The sequence below is a fragment of the Paenibacillus sp. EB106-05-06-XG162 genome (assembly GCF_058791655.1).
The window spans coordinates 22,999-44,252 of record NZ_JBYTDT010000019.1; the positions used below are offsets into that span (position 1 = coordinate 22,999).

The window sequence follows — 21,254 nt, forward strand, 5'->3', positions numbered from 1 at the left end:
TAAATATCGGTAGATTTTCTTGTTTTTTCTAGTAGAGAACGAATGAACGATTCGAAAGGGTGTAATTGGATGTTGGATCTAATCCGCAGCGTAAATTGGCAGGACAAGAACAAAAAGCTGGACGAGCTGTTAGAGCAAGCCCATTCCTTAACTGTGTATCCCTTGGATCAGGGATTCGAAGCCGAAGTCGTAAGGATTACCATCGCTGAACAGAGCTTCGTCTTGAAAGTATGGAGCAAGCACTCCAAACCGGATATCAGGTCCCAATATCATTTGCTGCATGTCCTCTCTGAGCGTGGATTGTCCGTCTCGAAGCCGCTCGGCTGGGGGATCAATCCGAATGGCGATCCGGTGCTGTTAACAACGTTCGACGGATCTCCAATAACAAGCGTAAATAAGAAGAAAATGACCCAATTTGCTCGCATGCTGCGTGACATCCATAAGACCGATGCGAAGGAAATGGGTGATTTCCACCTTCCGAAGTTTGATTTCATCGGCTACTTTTTCCCGGGCGTGAGGGAGCATCCCGATGTTTCGCAAGCGTTAACGCATGTTACCGAAGTGACCACAATTCAACAGGACCAGATTATTCACGGCGATTTCCACTTAGGCAACATTCTAGAGAACAATGACCGATACACCGTCATCGATTGGACGAATGGGCAATTAGGGGATGCAAGATATGATTTCGCATGGTCGTTTACCTTGTTGCAAATACATATATCCGATCGGCACGCCGAGATGTTCCGTTCCGCATATTTAGCGAAAAATAGCATCACACAGGAAGAGCTTGAACGGTTCGAAGCGCTGGCCTGTCTGCGGTGGGTGCTACTGCATCGATACGGCAGTGTACCGATTGGACCAGATACCATGGAGAGAGCGGAAAGCTTCATGCGGAGTAATCCATTTCTTGGCCCGTATGCACAGGATTTTCTTTACAGAAAAATTTGATTCTACCCCGAAAACAAGCTATTCTAAGGAAATGGTGATAAGAAGACAAGCGAAGGGGATTAAATCCATTGAATAATCAAGATATACACCAAGAATTGCCTGAAAATTTCGAGGCATTAAAAGCATCTGCGAAGCGTTCCGCGAATTGGAGAGAACGTCTTCAAGCGGTTGAAGAATTAGGCCAGGTTGATCATCCACAGTCGATTGCGATCCTATCGCGGATAATGACGCATGATCTCGTATACCCTGTGCAAGAGGCGGCATATAAACAGCTTAAGGCGATGGGGGAGAACGTTCAACAGCCTTCCCGTAACAAGCCGGAGCTGTTCAAAGGAATCTCGAAAATTATGATGCGCATTAAGAAGAGCCTACCGAAAGACCATACGTACGAGCAGTTCAAAGAAAAAGTGCAGAAGATGCGCATTGATATCTACGACGCGTACGAAGGTGAGAAGGGGGCGGACTTCGATCCGTGGCTCGAGAAAATGTGGAAGTCCTTGGAGACGTATAAGAAGTAACAGATTTACCCGAACACTAGGGTAGTTGGAGTGATGGCATGAGCAAGGCAAAAGGTAAAGGCGGGACAGGCCGCGGAACGGGCAAAAAAGGCTGGAACCGCTGGCAAGCTGCTGAGAAGCGGGCAATGAACACGCCCAAACCTTATAAGAGCAAGGGAACGAAGAAGCCGTCCGAATCTCCAGATCCATTGGATTTGAAGAAGGGCGACAAATTATAAATTCCTGATGATGAAAGACTGTTGAGAACCTTCGACAGTCTTTTTTTGCAACAGCACAGAACCCTTACTTCGGAACTTGACGATAAACCGGCGTATAACCATCTGACGGTCCAAATAGGGATCGTAGCTCCGGGTATCCGCATCCTATCTGGCATTTGCTCCCCTATATAGCAATACTCATCACTTCAATCTCTTTGGAAGAGTGGTATAATTTTAATGTTACAGCATTAAGGTCAAGCGCGGACCTTGACCAGACTGAATACAGCCAAAAGAGATGATATAGTGAATTTTATTAGTCCTAATTTAAAACATAAAACGAACGTCCTGTTAAATAAATATTTCACGGGAGACACGCTTGATTACAAACAGATTATCGCGATCATCATTCCGATATTTGTGGATCAAGCTTTTATTATTTTGATGAGCTTGGTGAATACGGCCATGATCAGCTCCTCCGGGGTGGCTGCGGTCAGTGCGGTGAGTATGGTCGATTCGCTGAATATTTTCCTGATCAATGTGTTCGTCGCCGTAGCGACGGGGGGAACCGTCATTGTCGCCCAGTACCGGGGAAGCGGGAATCAGGAGATGGTCGCAAAGGCTGCGGCCCAGGCCATATCGGCGGTTGCGATTCTATCGGTCTTGATCAGTGCGATCGTCATTATTTTTCACAATCCTACGTTGGATTTGTTATTCGGTCAGGCGGATGCAGATGTCTTTCATAATGCGAGGCTATTCTTGATTGGTAGTTGCATTTCGTACCCCTTCATTGCGATATTTCAAGCGGTAACAGGCGCGCTGCGCGGGGTAGCAGAGACGAAGGCATGCCTCGGCTTGTCGCTCATTATGAATTTGACGTATCTAGGTTTGAATATTTTGTTCATCTCGGTGCTCGACATGGGGGTTACCGGGTTAATTATCTCGTTAATCACAGCCAGGGTACTCGGGATGGCGGTGTCACTCATCTATCTGCTCAAGTACAATCAGACGCTGCGATTCCGGATTAGAAATGCTTTGAAGATTGATTTCTCGATTCTCAAGAAAGTCATGATCATTGGCGTACCGTTCGCTGCGGAGCAGATGTTCTTCAATGGCGGGAAGCTGTTAACGCAGACGTTCATTGTGCAGCTCGGGACGATGGCGATCACGGTGAATGCGATTGGGAACTCGATTGCGCTCGTCTTCCAGATTGGGGCCAGTGCGCTCAGTATTGCGGTCGTGACCGTGGTCGGTCAATGTATCGGGCGGCGGAACATTCAGGATGCGCGGAAGTTCATTAAGTCGTTCATCGGCTTGTCCACCGTGATCTTCCTGGTCGCAGCTGCCATTCTGATGCCATTGATGCCATGGATCGTGAATCTGTTCTCTCCACCAGCGGAAATCGTGTCTTCGATCTACGGGCTTATGGTCTTGATCGCCGTGACTCAGCCGCTGCTATGGTCAATCAGCTTCATATTGCCTTCTGCGTTACGTGCAGCGGGAGACTCTAATTTCACATCGATCTCATCCTTGATTACCATGTGGGTGTTCCGCGTGATTTTCGGCTATGTGCTCGGGATTACGCTTGGCCTCGGCATCATGGGCGTCTGGATTGCGATGGTCAGTGAATGGGGGATCCGCGGTGTGATCTTCTGGTGGAGGTTCAGAGGTGAGAAGTGGTATAGCCGGAAGTTGATATAGTATTGTAAGAAGCACCCTTTATGGGGCTGATCATGGAATGCGTCGCGGAGAGTTTGCAGTCCTATTTGTCTGCGGTGAAATAGTTCATTTAATTAACGTCATTCTCACTCTTTATTTTGGAGTGTAATGGCGTTTTTTTGAAGAGATAAGAATGTATAAGTTATCAAGGTTATTTTCTTTTCTTGCGGTTTTATTCCCTGACACCCTGTTGTCCAATTTGATCCGTTATACTAGAAAAAACATGTTAAGCAGGAGGGGACAGCATTGGCTGAGCCATTAAAATTAGTCTATCATGAAGCGTTTCTACGCGGTTTTGGTGAGAAAGTGCAATCTGCGTATGGCGCATTTCAACTGGAGCAATTTATTACGGATGTCATCGACGAGACGTGGGACGAGCTAGCGCTCAAAGAACGGATGCGGAAAATATCGGTGACGCTCGGACGGTATTTGCCGCCTAGTTATGAAGAAGCAATCAAGGTACTGTTCGCAATCGATGAGACTTGTACGGGCTTTCCGTACCTCTTCTTGCCCGACTTCGTCGAGGTCTATGGACAAGCTGAGGAGCACTGGGAGCTGTCGATGCAGGCGCTGGAGCGGTTCACACGAGGATCTTCTTCTGAGTTTGCGATACGTCCATTCTTGCTGCGGGATCCCGTGCGGGCGATGCGCCAGATGGCGATTTGGGCAGAGCATCCGAGTGAGCATGTACGACGGCTTGCCAGTGAAGGGTGTCGTCCAAGGCTGCCTTGGGGCGTAGCGTTATCGATGTTCAAGCGCGACCCCGCGCCGATTCTACCGATTCTGGAGAAGCTGAAAGCCGATACGTCCCTCTATGTGCGCAAAAGCGTTGCGAACAACTTGAATGATATTGCGAAGGATCATCCGTCGATCGTGATCGAGACAGCGCGGCGTTGGCAGGGAAAACACCCGGATACGGATTGGATCATTCGCCACGCATGCAGGACATTGATTCGCCGAGCCGACCCGGAGATCATGCAAATTTTCGGATATGCAGAGGATGCATCTTCGCTAACGACATCAGCCTCCATGGATGTAGAGCCTAATGCGCTCACGATTGGCGAGCGCTGCGAGCTTCAATATGCGCTGCGCGTGCGAGAAGGGGAAGAGGTACGCGTTCGGATCGAATATGGGATTTACTTTGTAAAAGCAAAGGGGCAGACGTCTCGCAAATTATTCCTGCTAACGGATAAAACCGTCCCGGGAGGTACCGTACTGAACGGGCGACGAAGCCATAATTGGGCAGACTTAACCACGCGCCGCCATTATCCAGGGGAACATCGGATTGTCCTGGTGGTGAATGGGGTGGAAGTGGCGGAGACGACGGTGGAGTTGAGGGAATAGTTGAGAGTGATATTAAAAGACGAATCCTACCTTGTTAGATAGGATTCGTCTTTGGATTAGAAAAGAATTATATTCGTTGTACAGAATTACCTTGGATTAACTTGACATAGATCCGTTCCTGATCTACTTCTTCCGAAGCGATAAGTTTTAATAGTTGTTCCGAAGCGACCGCACCCCATTTGTGCTTGGAATAATCGATGGTAGCGATTCGAGGTTGTGTATATTGCGTTAGCTCCATGTTATCGAATCCGATCAGGTGAATATGTTCGCCGATGCGGAATTCACTTTGTTGCACGGCATCATACACACCGAGGGCCATTTCATCATTGAGACAGAAGACAGCAACCGGTTCCGTATAATCTTCCATAATTTTGTGCGCCGCTTGTACTCCTGATGATTTATTGAAATTTCCTTGAATGTGAATGCATTCAATAGGTTGATTTCTATCGATCGTTTGTTTTACGGCTTGTAGTCGTTGAACCGAATCGAAAGAATCAGGAGGTCCTGTAACAATATATATTTTACGATGCCCTTGTTCAATTAAGTATTCAACGGCAAGCCCGGCCCCTGCTTTATTATCGAGTAATACTTGGTTGATATTAGGGTGCTTTAATTCTCTGTCGAGCACAACCAGTTTATGACCTCGATCTGCATGGAGCAGCAATTCCTCACTAGAGAAAAAGGCATCTAGAACGATGGCGCCATCGATCATTTTCTCCGGCAACAAACGATGCGACTGTTTTCCGCTGCAGACGATTAGATCATAGTCATTTTTGTTCAGAATTTCCTTCATTCCTTGCAATAAATCACCATAAAAAGCGCCATTAAAATCCGTTAAGAATGCACCAATAATTTTAGTTTCTCGTCTTTTTAAATTTCGAGCCGCTGCATTGGGTGTGTATTTTAATTCTTTTGCAATAGCTAATATCTTGGATGCAGTTTCCTCGTTGACTTTGGGATTTCCGTTTAGCGCATAAGAAACGGTCGAGATCGAAACCCCGGCTTTTTTAGCGACATCTTTTATACTGACCACGATATACGCTCCTAACGTTCACTCACTCATAATGTTCTATTATACCAAATGTGATGATGATCCTAATAGAGTGCTAAGTAGCTTTTACATATAAATGTTGATTTCATTCATCGTATCGTTCATCAAATCGCTTAGTTGTTGCTCGTCGATCCGAATGCCGCCTTTACGATAACGGTTTGTTGTTTCGGTTGTAGCAGCATCTTTTCCATTTACAGTTATACGGCTAATCGCTTGGCCGGTAATATGGTAGACAAAACGTGTCTTAGATCCACGGATTGTGAAGTCAAATTGCATACCATCGCATGTTGTTGGTAGGATAGGATCCAGAATAAGATCGCCGCCTTCATGACGAATACCCAAGCAGTTGGAGATCAATTGATTCATGTAGATCCCAGGACCGCTGGAATAGATTCTCCAACCGCCTTTAACCGCGACATCGCCCGTACGTAATTCGTTGAATCGTTCCTGTGCTTCATAACGGTCATTGAACTTCCCATCGGAGCTGCTAAAGTAAGCGTTGCTCTGACGTAATTCAGCATTTGGCACGACGTCCCGAATGCCTACTGGATTAATCATGGCAAGACCTTTCCATGTTTCATCGGCTTTTCCGAGTTTCGCCATCGCTTCTACAAAGCGGATGTGAGCGTGGACGTATTGCAGACCGATTTCACGACCAAAATTGGATGCTTGTTCAGCACGCTTGAAGTTTGTGCTCACACCACCGACATATTGAGCTGGACGGTTCATCAAGCGTACACCATCCGGACAGTAGAGTTCTTTCTTAATAAGCTCATAGTGAGCTGCTGCTTGCTCTTCGGTTAGTAATTCACCGATCATACTGCGAGTCATCGGGAGGAGGCGATATTGAATGCCTGTCTTCGTATCTGTTGGATGTAGCATCAATTCAGCTTGACCTGGCTTTTCCATGTATACAAAACCTGGAATCACATCCGTCTGCAGCATATAGCGATTGAAGTCAGCTTGAATAGCAGCAGCATGTTCGCTTAATTCTACAGCCATCGCTTCGTCAACTTGGGATAGCGCCGTAGCTAGTTGGTTGAACACTTGGTATGTTAATGCAACCGTCCAACTGCTGATCATATATTGTTTCAACTGTGCATTTGCTGGTTGAAGCGTATCATCCCAGTCGCCATCACCATAAGAAGATAAGTGTGTATCATGCAAGAAATGATTTTTAATATATTCGATTTCTTTTTTAGTATGATCATAGATCGTTGCTTTCTTCTCTGTCAGCTCACCTGTATGACGGATGGAATAAGGTACTTCTTCTTGAAGGATGCTGTAATCCTTGGTGAAGTTCAGATAGTCGCTCAAAACTTTGAGTGGCCATACAATAATATCGCCATGGCTTTCTTCTTGTTGTATATGAGAGTACTGATCGAACATGAACCATTGCGGCCAGTTGCCTTCATCTTCATATTGATGAGTGAACACCACTTTGATGATGTCCCGTACCTCATTATACTTTTGAGTTGCCATAAAATATTCTGTTGGTCCTTGGCATACATCACGCGTACCCCATGCTGCACCACCGTATTGTTCTAATCCGTGAGGGACAGAATAGTGCACTAACATATTGTGTGTATACCACCATGCCAGGGCGTTTACTTTTTGAATTTCATCGGTAAGACCTTCTGGATGATTCAGATTAAAGCCGTTCATAACTTGCTCATAAAATGCACGGTAGCTAGCAATTTCCGTGTCTACATCCGGAGTTCCAAATGGTAAGTCTCCACCAGCAATTAACCCTTGTGCCGTCATATTCCATTCGTTTGTAGCAGATAGTTCAAGGACTACAAGTGAAGCCGATCCAGCATCCACCTGTTTAGACATCGCCGTTTCATCTTGTATTGACATAGCTGTACCTGTAAACTTCATGCGATAGCAAAGGTCAGGCAACGTGTTTGCACTATCGGATGCTGCATCCGCACGGAATGTAAGTACAGAATCAGACTGCTCCATGTGATATGGGGCAACGTATTCATTATTGTTCATCGATACTTGATTCGTTACGAGATAACGATAAGCTTTGCCGGAAGCAGAGCGAACTTGTAAGTGCAATTCCGGTGTGTTTAGTGTTGTGAAGTTCGTAATGACGAGCATATCATCTGCCATTTTGTAATACCAGCGAGCATAGTTAAAGCCCATTTCGAACATCGAAGGCATGGTAAGCAGGTGATACGCACCCTGAATTTCGATATAAATCCGTTGACCGGATGTTTTCATCACATTCAGAGCATTACGAGCATTCGTTAACATTTTATTGCAAGACGTATTTCCAACAACCAATTGGGAGTTGAATATACCATACATATATGAAGTTGTTGTTAAGATTTGATCGTTCAAGTGCGCGTTATCACCAGTCATTAGAATGTGACCGTGTGGGCGCTCAACAAGCAATTCCTTAGCCTTCAATACGATATGTTCGTGCGTATCGGTAAAGAAGGATAACAATTCTTCACCTTGCCACTCTTCTTGGTGTCGGTTAGGGAAGAGATTCTTCACTTCTTCTAATGTCATGGATTCGGTTGTTAGTGGTGATCCGATATGTGATGCAAGGTTTACCTTCGTTACAGGTGTGCTTGTTGTAGTTTGAAGTTTGGATACTTGCGCCCATGCTTCTTCAATCTCTTTGTTGAATGCAAGAGATGTGATGGCTGCCTTATGATCCGGGCTGAAGAGGCCGTAAAATACAAACCGTGCAGTCCCATTCACTGTAACGCGCTCTGATTGCAATGCAGTATAGGCAAATTCATATTGATACACTTCATTATTTAATTGTGCTTGTTGAAGTGCAGCGATCTGATTCGTAGCTTTATAAGATAGGCCGAAGAATTGGAATCCATCTGTTGAGAAGCCTACAGCCTTCGTCAATGAACCTTGTTGGATATAAGGGAATGCACCAGCTTGCGGCATGTTCTGACGCGAGCATACGACATAACCTTTCTCTGCATCTTCAAACATAGTATGGTCAATATATTGAGATAGGTAAGCTTCGTTGGAGCGTACAGCCCCTTGATCTGCTAGACCGATATCTTGTCCGTAGATGACATCAACAACCTCACCTTGCCCTTCAACCTGAACATCCCAGAACCAAATATTCATCGGTGTTAAAGTGAACGTAACAAGGTAGCGAAGGGATTCGAATGTACCCTTAAATATTACTTGTGTATCCGTATGGCTTACTTCGCTTGGGGATTGAACGCCAAGGAGTGGCACGCAGTTCATACCGGATTCATGGTGTACACGAAGATATAGATTGTTCAGAGATCCATCTAATGGATTTGCGATCCATTGATTAATCATCATTTGATTCATTCGTATTTCACGAATATCTCCGCTATTCATAAATGTGAATGCTAAGTTATTACTTTTTATTTGAAAATTTGAAGGGTTAATTGTTGTCATTTTTCCCACTCGCCTTCCTTACTTCGTTAAAGTGAATTTTAGTTCGGCAACGTCTCGACTGTTGCCACCGATAAAGGCGAAGAAGTCACCGGAATCGCTATTGAATTCTAAGTTAGAATGATGATAGCGAAGCTGTTCTTCCGCTAATGTAAAGGTAACTTCTTGACTTTCTCCTGGCTCTAGTAAGATTCTGCTGAATGCTTTCAATTCTTTGACTGGACGCACCACTTCTCCGGATAGGTCACGAACATACAATTGGACAAGCTCTTCACCGGGCCGATCTCCCGTGTTGGTGACAAGTACCTTAATGGTCAAAGACTGTTCCATGGTTATCGTTGATGAAGAAAGGGTTGCCTCGCTATATTCAAAGGTTGTATAGCTAAGACCAAATCCGAAAGGTAATAACGGTTCATTAGGCATGTCCAAGTACTGCGATACATAACGTATCTGTGCATCCGGTGCACCTTGTGGACGGCCTGTATTGAAATGATTGTAGTAGACAGGCACTTGACCCAATGCATATGGGAATGACATGGTTAACCGAGCTGTTGGATTCTGTCTGCCATATAATAAATCAGCGATGGCTGCTCCGCCTTCGGTTCCTGGATACCAAGCTTCAAGCAGGGCGTCCACTTTGTCGTAGACTCCGTGTAAGTCTAGGGGGCGACCGTTAAAAAGAACCGCAACCATAGGCTTATTCAACGACTTTAACGCAGTGATCAGTTCTAGCTGAACCTTAGGTAGAGTAATATCTCCACGGCAACCAGCCTCGCCACTCATATCGGAGTTTTCACCTAAAGCGAGCACAATGACATCGGCATCTTGAGCGGTTACTAATGCTTCTGCCAATTGAGCTCCCGTCATCGTCTCGATTGAACAACCTTGTGCGGTCTTGATATGCGTAGAGCCTACGAGATTGACCATACCGGTATACAACTGAACAGCTTCTTCTTTAGATCCCAACCAAGACCATGGGCCGAGAATATCTCCACTTTGAGAGAACGGACCAATCAAAGCGACTTTTTGCTCTTCTTTTAAAGGTAAAACGTTGTCATTCTTCAATAACACAGTAGATTTAGCGGCTGCATCTCGAGCAGCTTGACGATGTGCATCGGATAAGATGAGTTTTTCTTCAAGCTCGATGCTTGCGCCACGATACGGATTATCGAACAGACCTAATTTGTGTTTCAGTGTCAAAATACGCAGGACGGCTTCATCAATGAGTGATTCATTAACTTGGCCGTTTTCAATCCATGCTTTTAGATGATTTTCATAGCAAAGCGTCATCATTTCAATATCAACACCAGCTTGGATCGCTTTATAAGCTGCTTCTGCTTCATTCACTGCAATGCCGTGAGGAATCATCTCTTTAACTGCGCCCCAATCGGAAATTAAGACACCGTCAAATCCCCATTCGTCTCGAAGCAGGTCTCTCATTAAGCGGCGATTTCCAGAAGCCGGAATTCCATCGACCGTATTAAATGCGGTCATTACCATCTCGCAACCTTCATCTAACGCAGCTCGGTAAGCGGGGAGGTAATATTCACGCATTTGGCGTTCGGACATATCCACCGTATTGTAGTCACGACCGGCTTCTGCTGCACCGTAAGCGGCAAAGTGTTTCACACAAGCTGCTACACGAGAAAGATCATGCGTTAAATCCGTTCCTTGGAAACCTCTTACGAAGGCTCGTGCAAATTCACTATTAAGGAAAGGGTCTTCTCCGGTAGATTCCATGACTCTCCCCCAACGTGGATCACGTACGAGGTCAACCATAGGTGCGAACGTAACATGTACACCAGCGACTGAAGCCTCTTTGGCGGCTATTGCTGCGGTGTTCTCCGCCATATCCATATCCCAGGAGCAGCCGATCGCAAGAGGGACAGGGAAGATCGTTTTGTACCCATGAACAATGTCTGCCATGAATAATAGTGGAATACCTAGTCGATTATTTTTTAAATGGGCCTCTTGTACTTGAATGACTTCTTTAGCTCCTGTCAAACCTAATACGGATCCCGAATTTCGAACCGAATCATCTGATACTCCCATAGCTGCCATAGGTCCTGTTATTTCGCCTTGGCTCTCTGAGCCTTCAAAGAATGGCCCAGCTAACTGAAGTAGCTGACTGATTTTTTCTTCTATAGTCATTTGGCTTATTAATGAAATTAACTGTTGTTCCGACATATGTTTTCCTCCATCTTGTTAAGCCTCAAAAGCGATGTTCAAGGACATCCAAATATTATAGAAACGTTTCTATCGTTACACAAAAACCATTATAAACACCTTTAATAGCGACGTCAACCTAGGTTCTTATAACTTTTGAAAGAGGAGAATCGTTTTAAATATCACGAATTAATCACTTGAATACGATTACAGCATGTTATATAATGACTATCGAAACGTTTTAAATTCTGTGTTTTCGATTTTGATGCGGAGTAATATACTAAATTGAAACGTTTCGCAAATTACTATCATGATTAGAGAGGAAGTTAAATATGCGTAAAAAAACAGCAGCAACCGTACTAGCATCTACTTTACTTGTTATGGGTATCCTTTCAGGATGCGGTTCAAAATCAGCAGAAACAACAGATAGCTCCGGCAATAAAGTAACAACAATTAGTGTATGGGGGATGGGGGAGGAAGCGAAGTCACTTCCCAAAATGGCTGAACTTTTCGAAGCAGAGAATCCAAACATTAAAGTTGAAGTACAAGCGTTACCGTGGGATTCAGCACACGACAAATTGCTAACAGCTGTTGCATCGAAAAAAGGTCCTGACGTTGTACAAATGGGTACAACTTGGATTCCAGAATTTGCGAACGCAAAAGCCTTGATGGATTTAACTCCGTATTTAGATAAATATCCTGGATTGAAACAAGATAACTTCTACCCTGGATCAGTTCAAACTGGAACATTCGAAGGTGCTTATGTAGGTGTACCTTGGTACATCGATACACGCGTTCTTTACTACCGTACAGATTTACTCAAAGAAGTTGGCTACGATCAAGCACCAAAAACTTGGACAGAAATGCAAGATGCAGCGAAGAAACTTGCTGATCGCGGTCAAGGGAAATACGGTTTCGCCCTTGACGTTAAAGAACAATCTCTTTCCTTTATGCTAGCTCGCCAAAATGGTTCTGAATTGTTCGATGCAGCAGGTAAACCATTATTTAACCAACCGGCTTTCGTAGATACTGTGAAATATATGAATAGCTTCGTTGAGAATGGCTCTGCTCCAGTGGATCTGGGTATCGATGCGATTCAAGGCTTCCGTGGCGATGGTGTTGCACCAATGTTTATCAGCGGACCTTGGATGGTTCAATTGATTAAAGATCAAGCGCCTGATATTGATGGTAAGTGGGCAACAGCGGTATTGCCTGCGGGTAAAGATAACAACTTCTCCTCTCTTGGTGGATCGAACATGTCCGTATTCCAATACACAGAGAATGCAGAAGCATCACTGAAATTCGTTGAGTTCATGGCGAAACCTGAGACACAATTGAAATGGATGGAGTTAACTAAATCCCTTCCTTCTTCAAAAGAAGCTTGGAACAACCCAGTTCTTCAAGAAGATGCGAACTATAAAGTATTTGGTGAACAATTAAAAACGGCGATTCCAATGCCTTCTACAAAACAATTTGAAGAAATTGCCCAAAACTTCTTGAGTAGCTTTGAAAAAGTGTACCGTACAAAAGGTGCTGACGTACAAAAGGAAATGGACGATTTCAACAAAAAAGCTGAATCGATTATTAATAAGTAATAATATAGACCAATGAAGCTAACCGGCTACAATAGCCGGTTAGCTCTCTCATTATCTGTGTATAGGAACCTGAGTAAAGGAAGTGACTAGGGTATGAAAGGTTTCACCTCGAGGAAGGCACCATATTTTTTCATTGCGCCAGCGATCATATTGCTCCTTGTGTTTTCGTTATTGCCAATCTTCGTGGCCCTGTTCATTAGTTTTACGAATATGGACTTGGCTGGACTAGCAGACTATTCAAATTTGAGCTTTATTGGCTTTAAAAACTACATCAATGTGCTTTCGGACCCCGTTTTTTTAAAAGCCATTTTTAATACATTGTTTTACGTTATTATTGGGGTTCCTCTCGTAATTGTAACTTCACTTGGTGTGGCTTTATTGATTAACTTAGGTACTTCTAAAATCTTCAAAGTGTTTCGTGTTGTCTATTATTTGCCTTCAGTTACGAACGTTGTAGCGGTAGCGGTAGTCTGGACTTATTTGTACAACCCTGCATTTGGTCTGTTCAATTACATTCTAGAATCTATGAACTTATCTGCAATTCCGTGGTTGACCGAGCCTACAGTAGCCAAATTATCATTGATTCTTATGGCACTCTGGAGAGCGGTAGGTTTAAATATGATCATTTTCATTGCTGCATTACAAGGTATTCCAAAGTCTTATTATGAAGCTGCGCAATTGGATGGTGCTAATACGTGGCAACAAGTTACGAAAATTACGATTCCGATGCTGAAATTTGCGATTTTCTTCGTATCGATTACGACGATGATCGGATGGCTTCAGTTCTTCGAAGAACCGTTCATTATGACCAAGGGTGGACCACTGGATGGCACGATGTCAGCTGCATTGTTTATTTATAAAAATGGTTTCCAATTGAGTAACTTTGGATATGCTGCGGCTGGATCATTTATTTTATTCATCGCTGTCATCGCGGTAACGTTGGTTCAATATAGAGTGCAAGCGAAAGAATCAGATTATTAAAAGAGTGGAGGTGAACCGATGAAAGGTGCAAATAAAGATAAATTATTTCAATGGGTGGCCGGGATTGTATTAACAATTGGAGGTATTCTGTTTGTGCTTCCTTTTATTTGGATGATCTTATCATCCTTTAAGATGGAAAGTGAAGTTATTCTGATTCCACCAACATTGTGGCCGAAAGATTTTACTTTGGATAACTACACCAATTTATTTCAAAATATGAACTTTGCCGTGTATTTGAAAAATACAATGATCATCGTTCTTTTCTCATTCTTTGGAATGTTCTTAAATGCGATGGCTGGTTTTGGTTTTGCCAAGTACGATTTTAAGGGGAAAGAAAGTACATTCCTTATGGTATTGGCGACGATGATGATTCCAAGTCAAGTAACGATGATCCCGGTTTATTTGATCTTAAACAAAATGAATTTGACCGACACGATGCTGGGGATTGTATTGCCTAGTCTCGTGGGGGCGTTCGGAATTTTCTTGTTCCGTCAGTTTATGACGACCATTCCAGATGAAATACTGGAAGCGACACGACTCGATGGAGCTAGTGAGTTCAGAATTTTCATGCAGATTATTATTCCGTGTTCGAAGCCAATTCTTGCTGTACAGGCCATTCTTGCCTTTATCGGTGGTTGGAACAGCTTCCTATGGCCGTTAATCATGGCGAACAATGAAAGATTATATACCTTGTCCGTCGGTCTCTCATTACTGAAAAGTCAGTATGGCGGGAATTTTGCCCTGCAGATGGCGGGCGCAACCTTCATGGTCATGCCGGTTATTATCATCTTTATTATTTTCCAGAAAAATATTATTGAGAATTACACGACTTCCAGTTCGAAATAATGTGAGCGCCGAAGCGTGTTTAAGAAACCTTTCTCTACAAATAGATGTAACACAAAGAGCTGTTCCGACGTAGCGAATGATACGTGTGGGACAGCTTTTCGTGTTTGATGCGGATTCTTTCCGCTTCCTACTTCGCCACCCCCATCACATCCGCCACAACTTCCTTCATCTTATACCCCCCAGCCTTCCGATAGAACCAAATGCTAAGCAGGGCCGTAATCGCAATCGCGCCGAACATCGCTTGCCCGTTATAGTGCACCAAGAGAGCACTCCACAGCCAAGGGCCAATAAAGTTGCCTAAGCCATGAAGGGAGAAGGCACCGAAATACGTTCCTCTTACCGCTTCAGGTGTTATCTGATTCAGCAGCGTATATTGCGAAGGAAGAATGAGAATCTCTCCGATCGTAAAGATGACCATAAACCCGATGAACATCGCCCAGTTGAAGGAAAAAGCATACCCCACTTCGGCAATGGCGAATAGTAGACTTCCTATTGAAATGGCATAAAGTGGCGTTCGGGTTTGGGTCCATTTGGCGATCAAAGGCTGAAGCAGAATAACGAGTGTCGAGTTTACCGTGAGCAGCACGGCTAGCAGTTTCTCGCCATCCATAAATTGCGTGGGCAAATAATTGGCGAATGATACGGACCATAACCCTTCAACAGCGGTGGTCAGGACACTCGCGAACACGAAGAACAGCAGTGCGAAATCTTTTCGCAGCACATGCCAGGTGGTCCTTAATGTCAAGGGAGAGGAGGCTGACGATACGGGCACACTTCTTTCCTTAAGACGATTTAATGATACGAACATGACGACCGCATAAGCAATATAGCAAATCGCCATCAGGACAAAAGGCACCGGACTCCCGGTTAGCCCAAGGGCAAGACCGATCAAGGGGCCTACGGCAAATCCGATATTCGCTGCCATGTAACGCAAGGAATACACGGCCGAACGTTGATGCTCCGGCGTTAGATCCGCTAGGTACGCGTTGGATACAGGGGTGAAAAAGGCACTGCCGAATCCGCCGACGATGACAAGGACGAAGATCAGTACAGGATGCGGAACCATGGCATATCCGGTATAGGTTAGGCTTGAGACGATCAGCGACAGGAGCATTAGTTTCTTTCTACCTACCCGATCTGATAGATACCCTCCGATAAATCCGCCAACCGTCCCCGCCAGAGCCCCGGCACCGATCATAAATCCGATGGTTCCCACGCCAAGACTTGTGTTCTTCGAGAGGAAGATAACAAGAAAGGGGGAGCACATCGATAAGAACATATTCGTAATTAATGTACCCGCCAGCAGGATGCGAATCACGGGATGCAGCTGAGATGGAATGAATTTACGTTTCATAATGGATTTCCTCCGCTACCCATTGGATCGATGAATGAAATCAACAATGTCCGATTCTAGATGATTCAAATGTTCGATATGGGAGCTATAGGATTCGACTTTGTCCTTCACGTAGTGCGATCGCAGCAGCCCCGATAGACGCAGAGCCGTCAAATGATAATGCACATTGCTTTTGACAAGACCGATATAGGCGGCAATTTCTTTGAACGATCGGGGACCTTGGGCCACGTATTGCAAGATGCGAAGCCGATTCTCATCGGATAGCGCCTTAAGGGTGTTCAACATCTTCGATGACGGGATAGTTGGGTCGGAAACAGGCATCTCCACCGGATATTGGCAGACGATCATCCCCTCGTAGTTATCGATGACAGTATACGGATTACAGTGCATTTGGGGGACGAGCAGCACCTTGTCGATCGGAGTCACGGGTTCAACACGAATCCCATTCGTACACAACTCGATCAATTCTACCGACGGGGTAGAAGGGAGGAGCTGCGTTACTTGGTCGCTGCTTTTCTGCAAAGTACGAAGGATCGTAGGGTCGATATGACGGAAATATTGCTCGTTCCAGTCGTGCAGCACAGATACAATGAGTTCCCGAACCGTGTTCATATCTTCTTTGAAAGAAGACACCCAGGGCACGAGTCGCTCATAAATTTCGCCTACCGGCATTTGCTCCAACCAGCTGAGGAATGTCTCAGGGGTACGCTCTCCTGGACACTGCCACACCAATAAATTCAGCCGGTGAAGTACTTCTAATCGCCGATCCTCCAGCCTCTGCGATAGGGAATTGCTAAGGTTTTGACGAACGTCGATTTCCCATTCTTTTCCGAATGCATGGTGTTTGGATGTCGGATGATCAATGTAACGATATAGACTGACAATCAATTCGTAGACGGGTGACGAGTCGACCTGGACAAGATAACTCAATATGCTCCACTCCAATAGAATATTAATTATGTTCTAATTTTATAGAACAAAAAGAAAATGTCAAGATCAGGCTCCACTCTGTGAAGTATCCGTGGACAAGAAGGGATGTTTCCATTATTTTCACAAAATTTCCTTAATAAATGTGCGTAGAATCACACTGTATTGTGTGGAAATAGTTATAATTTAAGTATGTTAATTTTTTCACAAAGTGGTGATGGAGGCGTGTTCAATGAAAAAAAAGTTGGTCATGATCGGCAATGGGATGGCGGGTGCACGTTGTATGGAAGAGATTCTAAAAAGAAATGCTGACATGTTCGACATCACCATGATTGGAGATGAGCCGTATCCGAACTATAACCGGATCATGCTGTCGAATGTCTTACAAGGCAAAACAACATTTAGCGAGATTAATATAAATGATTGGGATTGGTACAAGGAGAACCACATTCAACTTATCTCCAATGAACGAGTAACCGAAATTCAGCGAGAACAGCAGCAAGTCGTTACGAATCAAGGGAAGGTCATTCCTTACGACGAGTTGATTATTGCGACAGGGTCGAGCGCGTTCATTCTGCCTGTACCAGGGCATGAGCTGGAAGGTGTCGTCGGTTTCCGTACGATTGAAGATACAGAGCGGATGATGGATGCTGCGAAACAGTACCGAAAAGCCGTCGTGATTGGTGGTGGCTTACTCGGACTAGAAGCGGCACGCGGTCTGATCGATCGCGGGATGGAAGTACATGTCGTTCATTTGCTGCCGAATTTGATGGAGATGCAGCTTGACCGTGAAGCGGCGAAGCTGCTCCAGAAGGACCTCGAGAAGCAAGGCATGAAGTTCCTGATGGAGAAGAAGACGACGGAAATCTATGGCGATCAGCGGGTTGAAGGACTTAGATTCGATGACGGCACAAGTGTCGAATGTGATCTTGTCGTGATGGCGGTAGGGATCAGACCGAATGCTGCGATTGGGCGGGAAGCGGGGCTTGCTGTTGGTCGCGCGATTCAAGTTGATGATTTCATGCAGACGTCGGATCCTAACATTTATGCGGTTGGCGAATGTGCAGAGCATCGTGGGATCGCTTATGGGCTCGTCGCACCACTCTATGAACAAGGCGTTGTCCTCGCGGATGTGCTAACTGGCAAGGAGACAGCGGGTTACCAGGGCAGCGTTCTATCAACACAGCTAAAGGTAGCAGGGTGTGATCTATTCTCGGGCGGTGAAATCCATGAGAGCGATGATACGAAGGCGATTGTGGTGCAGGACCAACTGAAGGGTGTCTATAAAAAAGTGCTCGTCCGTGACAATAAAGTGGTCGGTGTCGTGCTCTATGGCGATGCATCGGACGGTACGCGGTTATTCAGCATGCTGAAGAAAGAAGCCGGTATTCAAGAGTATACGAGTGCATCGGTCCTTCACAAAGCCGGGGAAGAGTCAGGAATCGACGTGGCATCGATGAGTGCCAATGAGACGGTATGTGGATGTAACGGGGTAACGAAAGGCACGATCGTCGGTGCGATTCTGGAACACGGACTGACAACCTTCAATGAAGTGAAAGCCGTGACGAAGGCAGGCGGATCTTGCGGTAAATGCCGCGGGGTCGTAGAAGCGATTCTTGCTCATACCTTGGGCGACAAATTCGACGCATCGGCAGAAGTCACCGGCATGTGCAGTTGTACGACATTATCTCGAGATGAGGTAGTTGAAGCGATTCGTGAGAAAGGCATGCATACGCCAAAAGAAGTCCGTATCGTGCTCGGCTTCAAGCATGAGGAGGGCTGCTCGAAATGTCGTCCTGCCTTGAACTACTATTTGCGCATGCTGCGTCCGGATGAATATGAAGATGACAAAGCATCACGGTTCGTGAACGAACGGATGGACGGCAATATCCAGAATGATGGTACGTTCTCGGTGGTTCCTCGGATGTACGGAGGGACGACGACGCCGGAAGACTTGATTCGTATTGGTGAAGTGGCGAAGAAGTACAATGTGCCGCTTGTGAAAATCACGGGTGCGGCCCGTGTAGGCCTCTTTGGCGTCAAGAAAGAGGATGTCCCGAAGGTATGGGCCGAGCTGGAGATGCGTTCGGGTTACGCCTACTCCAAGTCGCTGCGCAATGTGAAAACTTGTGTTGGTTCGCAGTTCTGCCGCTTCGGTACGCAAGATTCGCTAGCGCTCGGCATTCGCTTAGAGCAAGAGATTGAGATGGTGGATACGCCGCACAAGATGAAGATGGGTGTTACGGGATGTCCGCGGAACTGTGCTGAAGTGTTAACGAAGGATTTCGGTGTTGTCTGTGTAGAGAATGGATACCAGCTGTATTTTGGCGGAAATGGCGGAACGGAAGTCCGTGAATGCGATAGCTTGACGACGGTCGCGACGGAAGATGAAGTGATGCAAATGGCGAAGGCTTACGTTCAATTGTATCGGGAGACGGGAATTTATGGAGAGCGTACAGCTCCTTGGGTTGACCGCGTTGGCGTAGACAAAGTGCGTATGGTCCTGGAGAATCAGGATCAGGTCGAGAAGCTAGCTGCTAGATTTGAACTCGCCCGAGACACGTACCGTGAGGCATGGAGTGCAACACTCGAAGATGAACAACGCCGGAATATGTACACCATTGAACAACAATAGAAGGGATGATCGCGATGAGTACAACGATGAATATGATCAAAGTTATCAAGCTCGAAGATCTTGCGATACAGATCGGCAAAGAAGTGCATGTGAAGGAGAAGTCGATCGCCATCTTTCGTCTATCGAATGGTGATGTCCGTGCGGTAAGTAATCGTTGTCCGCATAAGAATGGTCCGCTTGCCGAAGGGATCGTCTCCGGGGAATTCGTGTTCTGTCCGCTGCATGACTGGAAAATCTCGCTTGTCACAGGTGAAGTCCAGAAGCCGGATGATGGATGCATCGAAGTATATCCGACGGAAATTCGCGACGGTTACGTGTATCTAGGGGGGCTGTGATCGATGAAGGAACTCATTAACGTTATTAACAACGCAGGCGTGAGTAAAGTCGCATTGCTTAAGCGAAGCAAGGGGAAGTACTTGACTTCCTCGATGCTCGCAGGATTGTTCGTAGGTCTTGGCATCATTCTCATCTTCACGATTGGCGGGCTGTTATCGCCGGCGCATGTGCCGAGCACGAAGATTATTATGGGGATCTCCTTCGGTATTGCCTTGAGTCTTGTCATCATGGCAGGCGGCGAATTGTTCACGGGCAATAACTTCATTCTCACGGTCAGTACGTTAGAGAAGAAGACCACTTGGCTTGAGACGATGAAAATATGGTTCTATAGTTATATCGGTAACTTCGCAGGATCCATGCTCGTTGCGGCCATCTTCGTTGGTACGGGGCTCGCAAAGGGCGGCGTTGCTGATTTCATCAACACGGTAGCAGGAGCCAAAATGAATGCACCGTTCCTCGAGTTGTTCATGCGCGGCATCTTGTGTAATACGCTCGTCTGTCTGGCGATCTGGTGCTCGATGAAATTGAAAGAAGAGACCGCCAAGCTTATCATGATCTTCTGGTGTCTGTTCGCCTTCATCACTTCAGGTTTCGAGCATAGTGTAGCGAATATGACGTTGTTGTCGATCTCGTTATTCATCCCGCATCCGGAGACAGTATCGTGGGCGGGTATGGCGGCGAACCTCGTTCCTGTTACGCTAGGGAATATCGTCGGTGGTATGCTGTTCGTGGGCATTGCATATTGGTATATTGCGAAGGAGAAATAAAAGCAGGGCTGTACAGAGAGGCAATCCGATAATGGATCCTCTGTGCAGCCCTTTTGTTGTTTGGTAGATGATGCGAATTGCTGTTGCGGATGAATGTAGCAGTAGCTGTAGCCATTGTCTGAACTATCTCTATCATGGATTCTTGCACTAACTTTGGCTTAAATTCGATCGAAGTGGCATCTATCCTGTATATTTGCACGGTAGAGTAGGGTTTTGAGCTCGAATGGTATAAATTCGAGTCTCTACGATGCTAGGATCCATGATAGAGCATGGTAGTGGGCTCTGATGGCACTCTATCATGCAGAGATCCAACATAGGCGCAGTGGAACAGGAGTGGGGGAGATGTGTGTTCAAAAGACTTAACTAGTGGAGGAGAAGAGTTGCATATTCCGCATATGTTTCGTTCGCCCGCATTGCTCGCCCGCATCGCTCGCCTACACCGCAATCCGCGCCACATGCCAA

16 protein-coding genes are annotated in these 21,254 nt (G+C 45.6%); 11 read left to right on the forward strand and 5 right to left on the reverse strand.

Annotated features, from left to right (window positions below; translation table 11 throughout):
* Nucleotides 1–69: 69 nt before the first annotated feature.
* The 5 genes from AC3WU2_RS26585 to AC3WU2_RS26605 all read left to right on the forward strand — a co-directional run bounded on the left by AC3WU2_RS26585 (nt 70) and on the right by AC3WU2_RS26605 (nt 4,726).
* Nucleotides 70–951 carry an aminoglycoside phosphotransferase family protein gene (locus AC3WU2_RS26585; protein WP_492457970.1) on the forward strand — a complete coding sequence of 294 codons (882 nt, stop codon included), beginning with the start codon at nt 70–72 and terminating at the stop codon, nt 949–951.
* 68 nt (nt 952–1,019) lie between these two features.
* A complete protein-coding gene (locus AC3WU2_RS26590) occupies nt 1,020–1,469 on the forward strand; it encodes a HEAT repeat domain-containing protein (protein ID WP_492457971.1) in 450 nt (149 codons plus the stop codon).
* Nucleotides 1,470–1,507: 38 nt separating this feature from the next.
* Nucleotides 1,508–1,687: a DUF3934 family protein gene (locus tag AC3WU2_RS26595; protein ID WP_018758554.1), complete on the forward strand. Its 180-nt coding sequence runs from the start codon at nt 1,508–1,510 to the stop codon at nt 1,685–1,687.
* Nucleotides 1,688–1,969: 282 nt separating this feature from the next.
* Complete coding sequence (locus tag AC3WU2_RS26600; protein WP_492457972.1) at nt 1,970–3,364, forward strand: MATE family efflux transporter; 1,395 nt, start codon at nt 1,970–1,972, stop codon at nt 3,362–3,364.
* A 264-nt stretch (nt 3,365–3,628) separates the two neighbouring features.
* The gene (locus AC3WU2_RS26605; RefSeq protein WP_492457973.1) at nt 3,629–4,726 is read left to right on the forward strand and encodes a DNA alkylation repair protein; all 1,098 of its coding nucleotides are present in this window, start codon (nt 3,629–3,631) and stop codon (nt 4,724–4,726) included.
* Between the two features lie 67 nt (nt 4,727–4,793).
* Here AC3WU2_RS26605 and AC3WU2_RS26610 read toward each other — a convergent pair whose 3' ends face one another.
* The 3 genes from AC3WU2_RS26610 to AC3WU2_RS26620 form a co-directional block, all read right to left on the reverse strand.
* Complete coding sequence (locus tag AC3WU2_RS26610) at nt 4,794–5,759, reverse strand: LacI family DNA-binding transcriptional regulator (protein ID WP_492457974.1); 966 nt, start codon at nt 5,757–5,759, stop codon at nt 4,794–4,796.
* Nucleotides 5,760–5,843: 84 nt separating this feature from the next.
* The gene (locus AC3WU2_RS26615) at nt 5,844–9,188 is read right to left on the reverse strand and encodes a GH36-type glycosyl hydrolase domain-containing protein (RefSeq protein ID WP_492457975.1); all 3,345 of its coding nucleotides are present in this window, start codon (nt 9,186–9,188) and stop codon (nt 5,844–5,846) included.
* Between the two features lie 18 nt (nt 9,189–9,206).
* The gene (locus AC3WU2_RS26620; protein ID WP_492457976.1) at nt 9,207–11,372 is read right to left on the reverse strand and encodes a glycoside hydrolase family 3 N-terminal domain-containing protein; all 2,166 of its coding nucleotides are present in this window, start codon (nt 11,370–11,372) and stop codon (nt 9,207–9,209) included.
* 311 nt (nt 11,373–11,683) lie between these two features.
* Here AC3WU2_RS26620 and AC3WU2_RS26625 point away from each other — a divergent pair, with 311 nt between their 5' ends.
* The 3 genes from AC3WU2_RS26625 (at nt 11,684) to AC3WU2_RS26635 (ending at nt 14,773) form a co-directional block, all read left to right on the forward strand.
* Entirely contained in the window at nt 11,684–12,946 is a 1,263-nt protein-coding gene (locus tag AC3WU2_RS26625) for a sugar ABC transporter substrate-binding protein (RefSeq protein ID WP_492457977.1), read from the forward strand.
* Between the two features lie 93 nt (nt 12,947–13,039).
* Nucleotides 13,040–13,927 carry a carbohydrate ABC transporter permease gene (locus AC3WU2_RS26630; RefSeq protein WP_492457978.1) on the forward strand — a complete coding sequence of 296 codons (888 nt, stop codon included), beginning with the start codon at nt 13,040–13,042 and terminating at the stop codon, nt 13,925–13,927.
* Between the two features lie 18 nt (nt 13,928–13,945).
* Nucleotides 13,946–14,773 carry a carbohydrate ABC transporter permease gene (locus AC3WU2_RS26635; RefSeq protein WP_018758563.1) on the forward strand — a complete coding sequence of 276 codons (828 nt, stop codon included), beginning with the start codon at nt 13,946–13,948 and terminating at the stop codon, nt 14,771–14,773.
* Nucleotides 14,774–14,900: 127 nt separating this feature from the next.
* Here AC3WU2_RS26635 and AC3WU2_RS26640 read toward each other — a convergent pair whose 3' ends face one another.
* Nucleotides 14,901–16,127, reverse strand: a complete 1,227-nt coding sequence (locus AC3WU2_RS26640) for an MDR family MFS transporter (protein ID WP_492457979.1) — start codon at nt 16,125–16,127, stop codon at nt 14,901–14,903.
* Between the two features lie 15 nt (nt 16,128–16,142).
* Complete coding sequence (locus tag AC3WU2_RS26645) at nt 16,143–17,057, reverse strand: ArsR/SmtB family transcription factor (protein WP_492457980.1); 915 nt, start codon at nt 17,055–17,057, stop codon at nt 16,143–16,145.
* A 229-nt stretch (nt 17,058–17,286) separates the two neighbouring features.
* On the opposite strand from AC3WU2_RS26645, the gene nirB reads away from it, so the two are divergent.
* From nirB to AC3WU2_RS26660, 3 genes are read left to right on the forward strand one after another with little or no spacing between them, the layout of a single operon-like run.
* A complete protein-coding gene (gene nirB / locus AC3WU2_RS26650; protein WP_492457981.1) occupies nt 17,287–19,689 on the forward strand; it encodes a nitrite reductase large subunit NirB in 2,403 nt (800 codons plus the stop codon).
* 14 nt (nt 19,690–19,703) lie between these two features.
* Complete coding sequence (gene nirD, locus AC3WU2_RS26655; protein ID WP_018758565.1) at nt 19,704–20,024, forward strand: nitrite reductase small subunit NirD; 321 nt, start codon at nt 19,704–19,706, stop codon at nt 20,022–20,024.
* Nucleotides 20,025–20,027: 3 nt separating this feature from the next.
* On the forward strand, nt 20,028–20,792 hold the full coding sequence (locus tag AC3WU2_RS26660; RefSeq protein ID WP_492457982.1) for a formate/nitrite transporter family protein: 765 nt from the start codon (nt 20,028–20,030) through the stop codon (nt 20,790–20,792).
* Nucleotides 20,793–21,254: the final 462 nt, after the last annotated feature.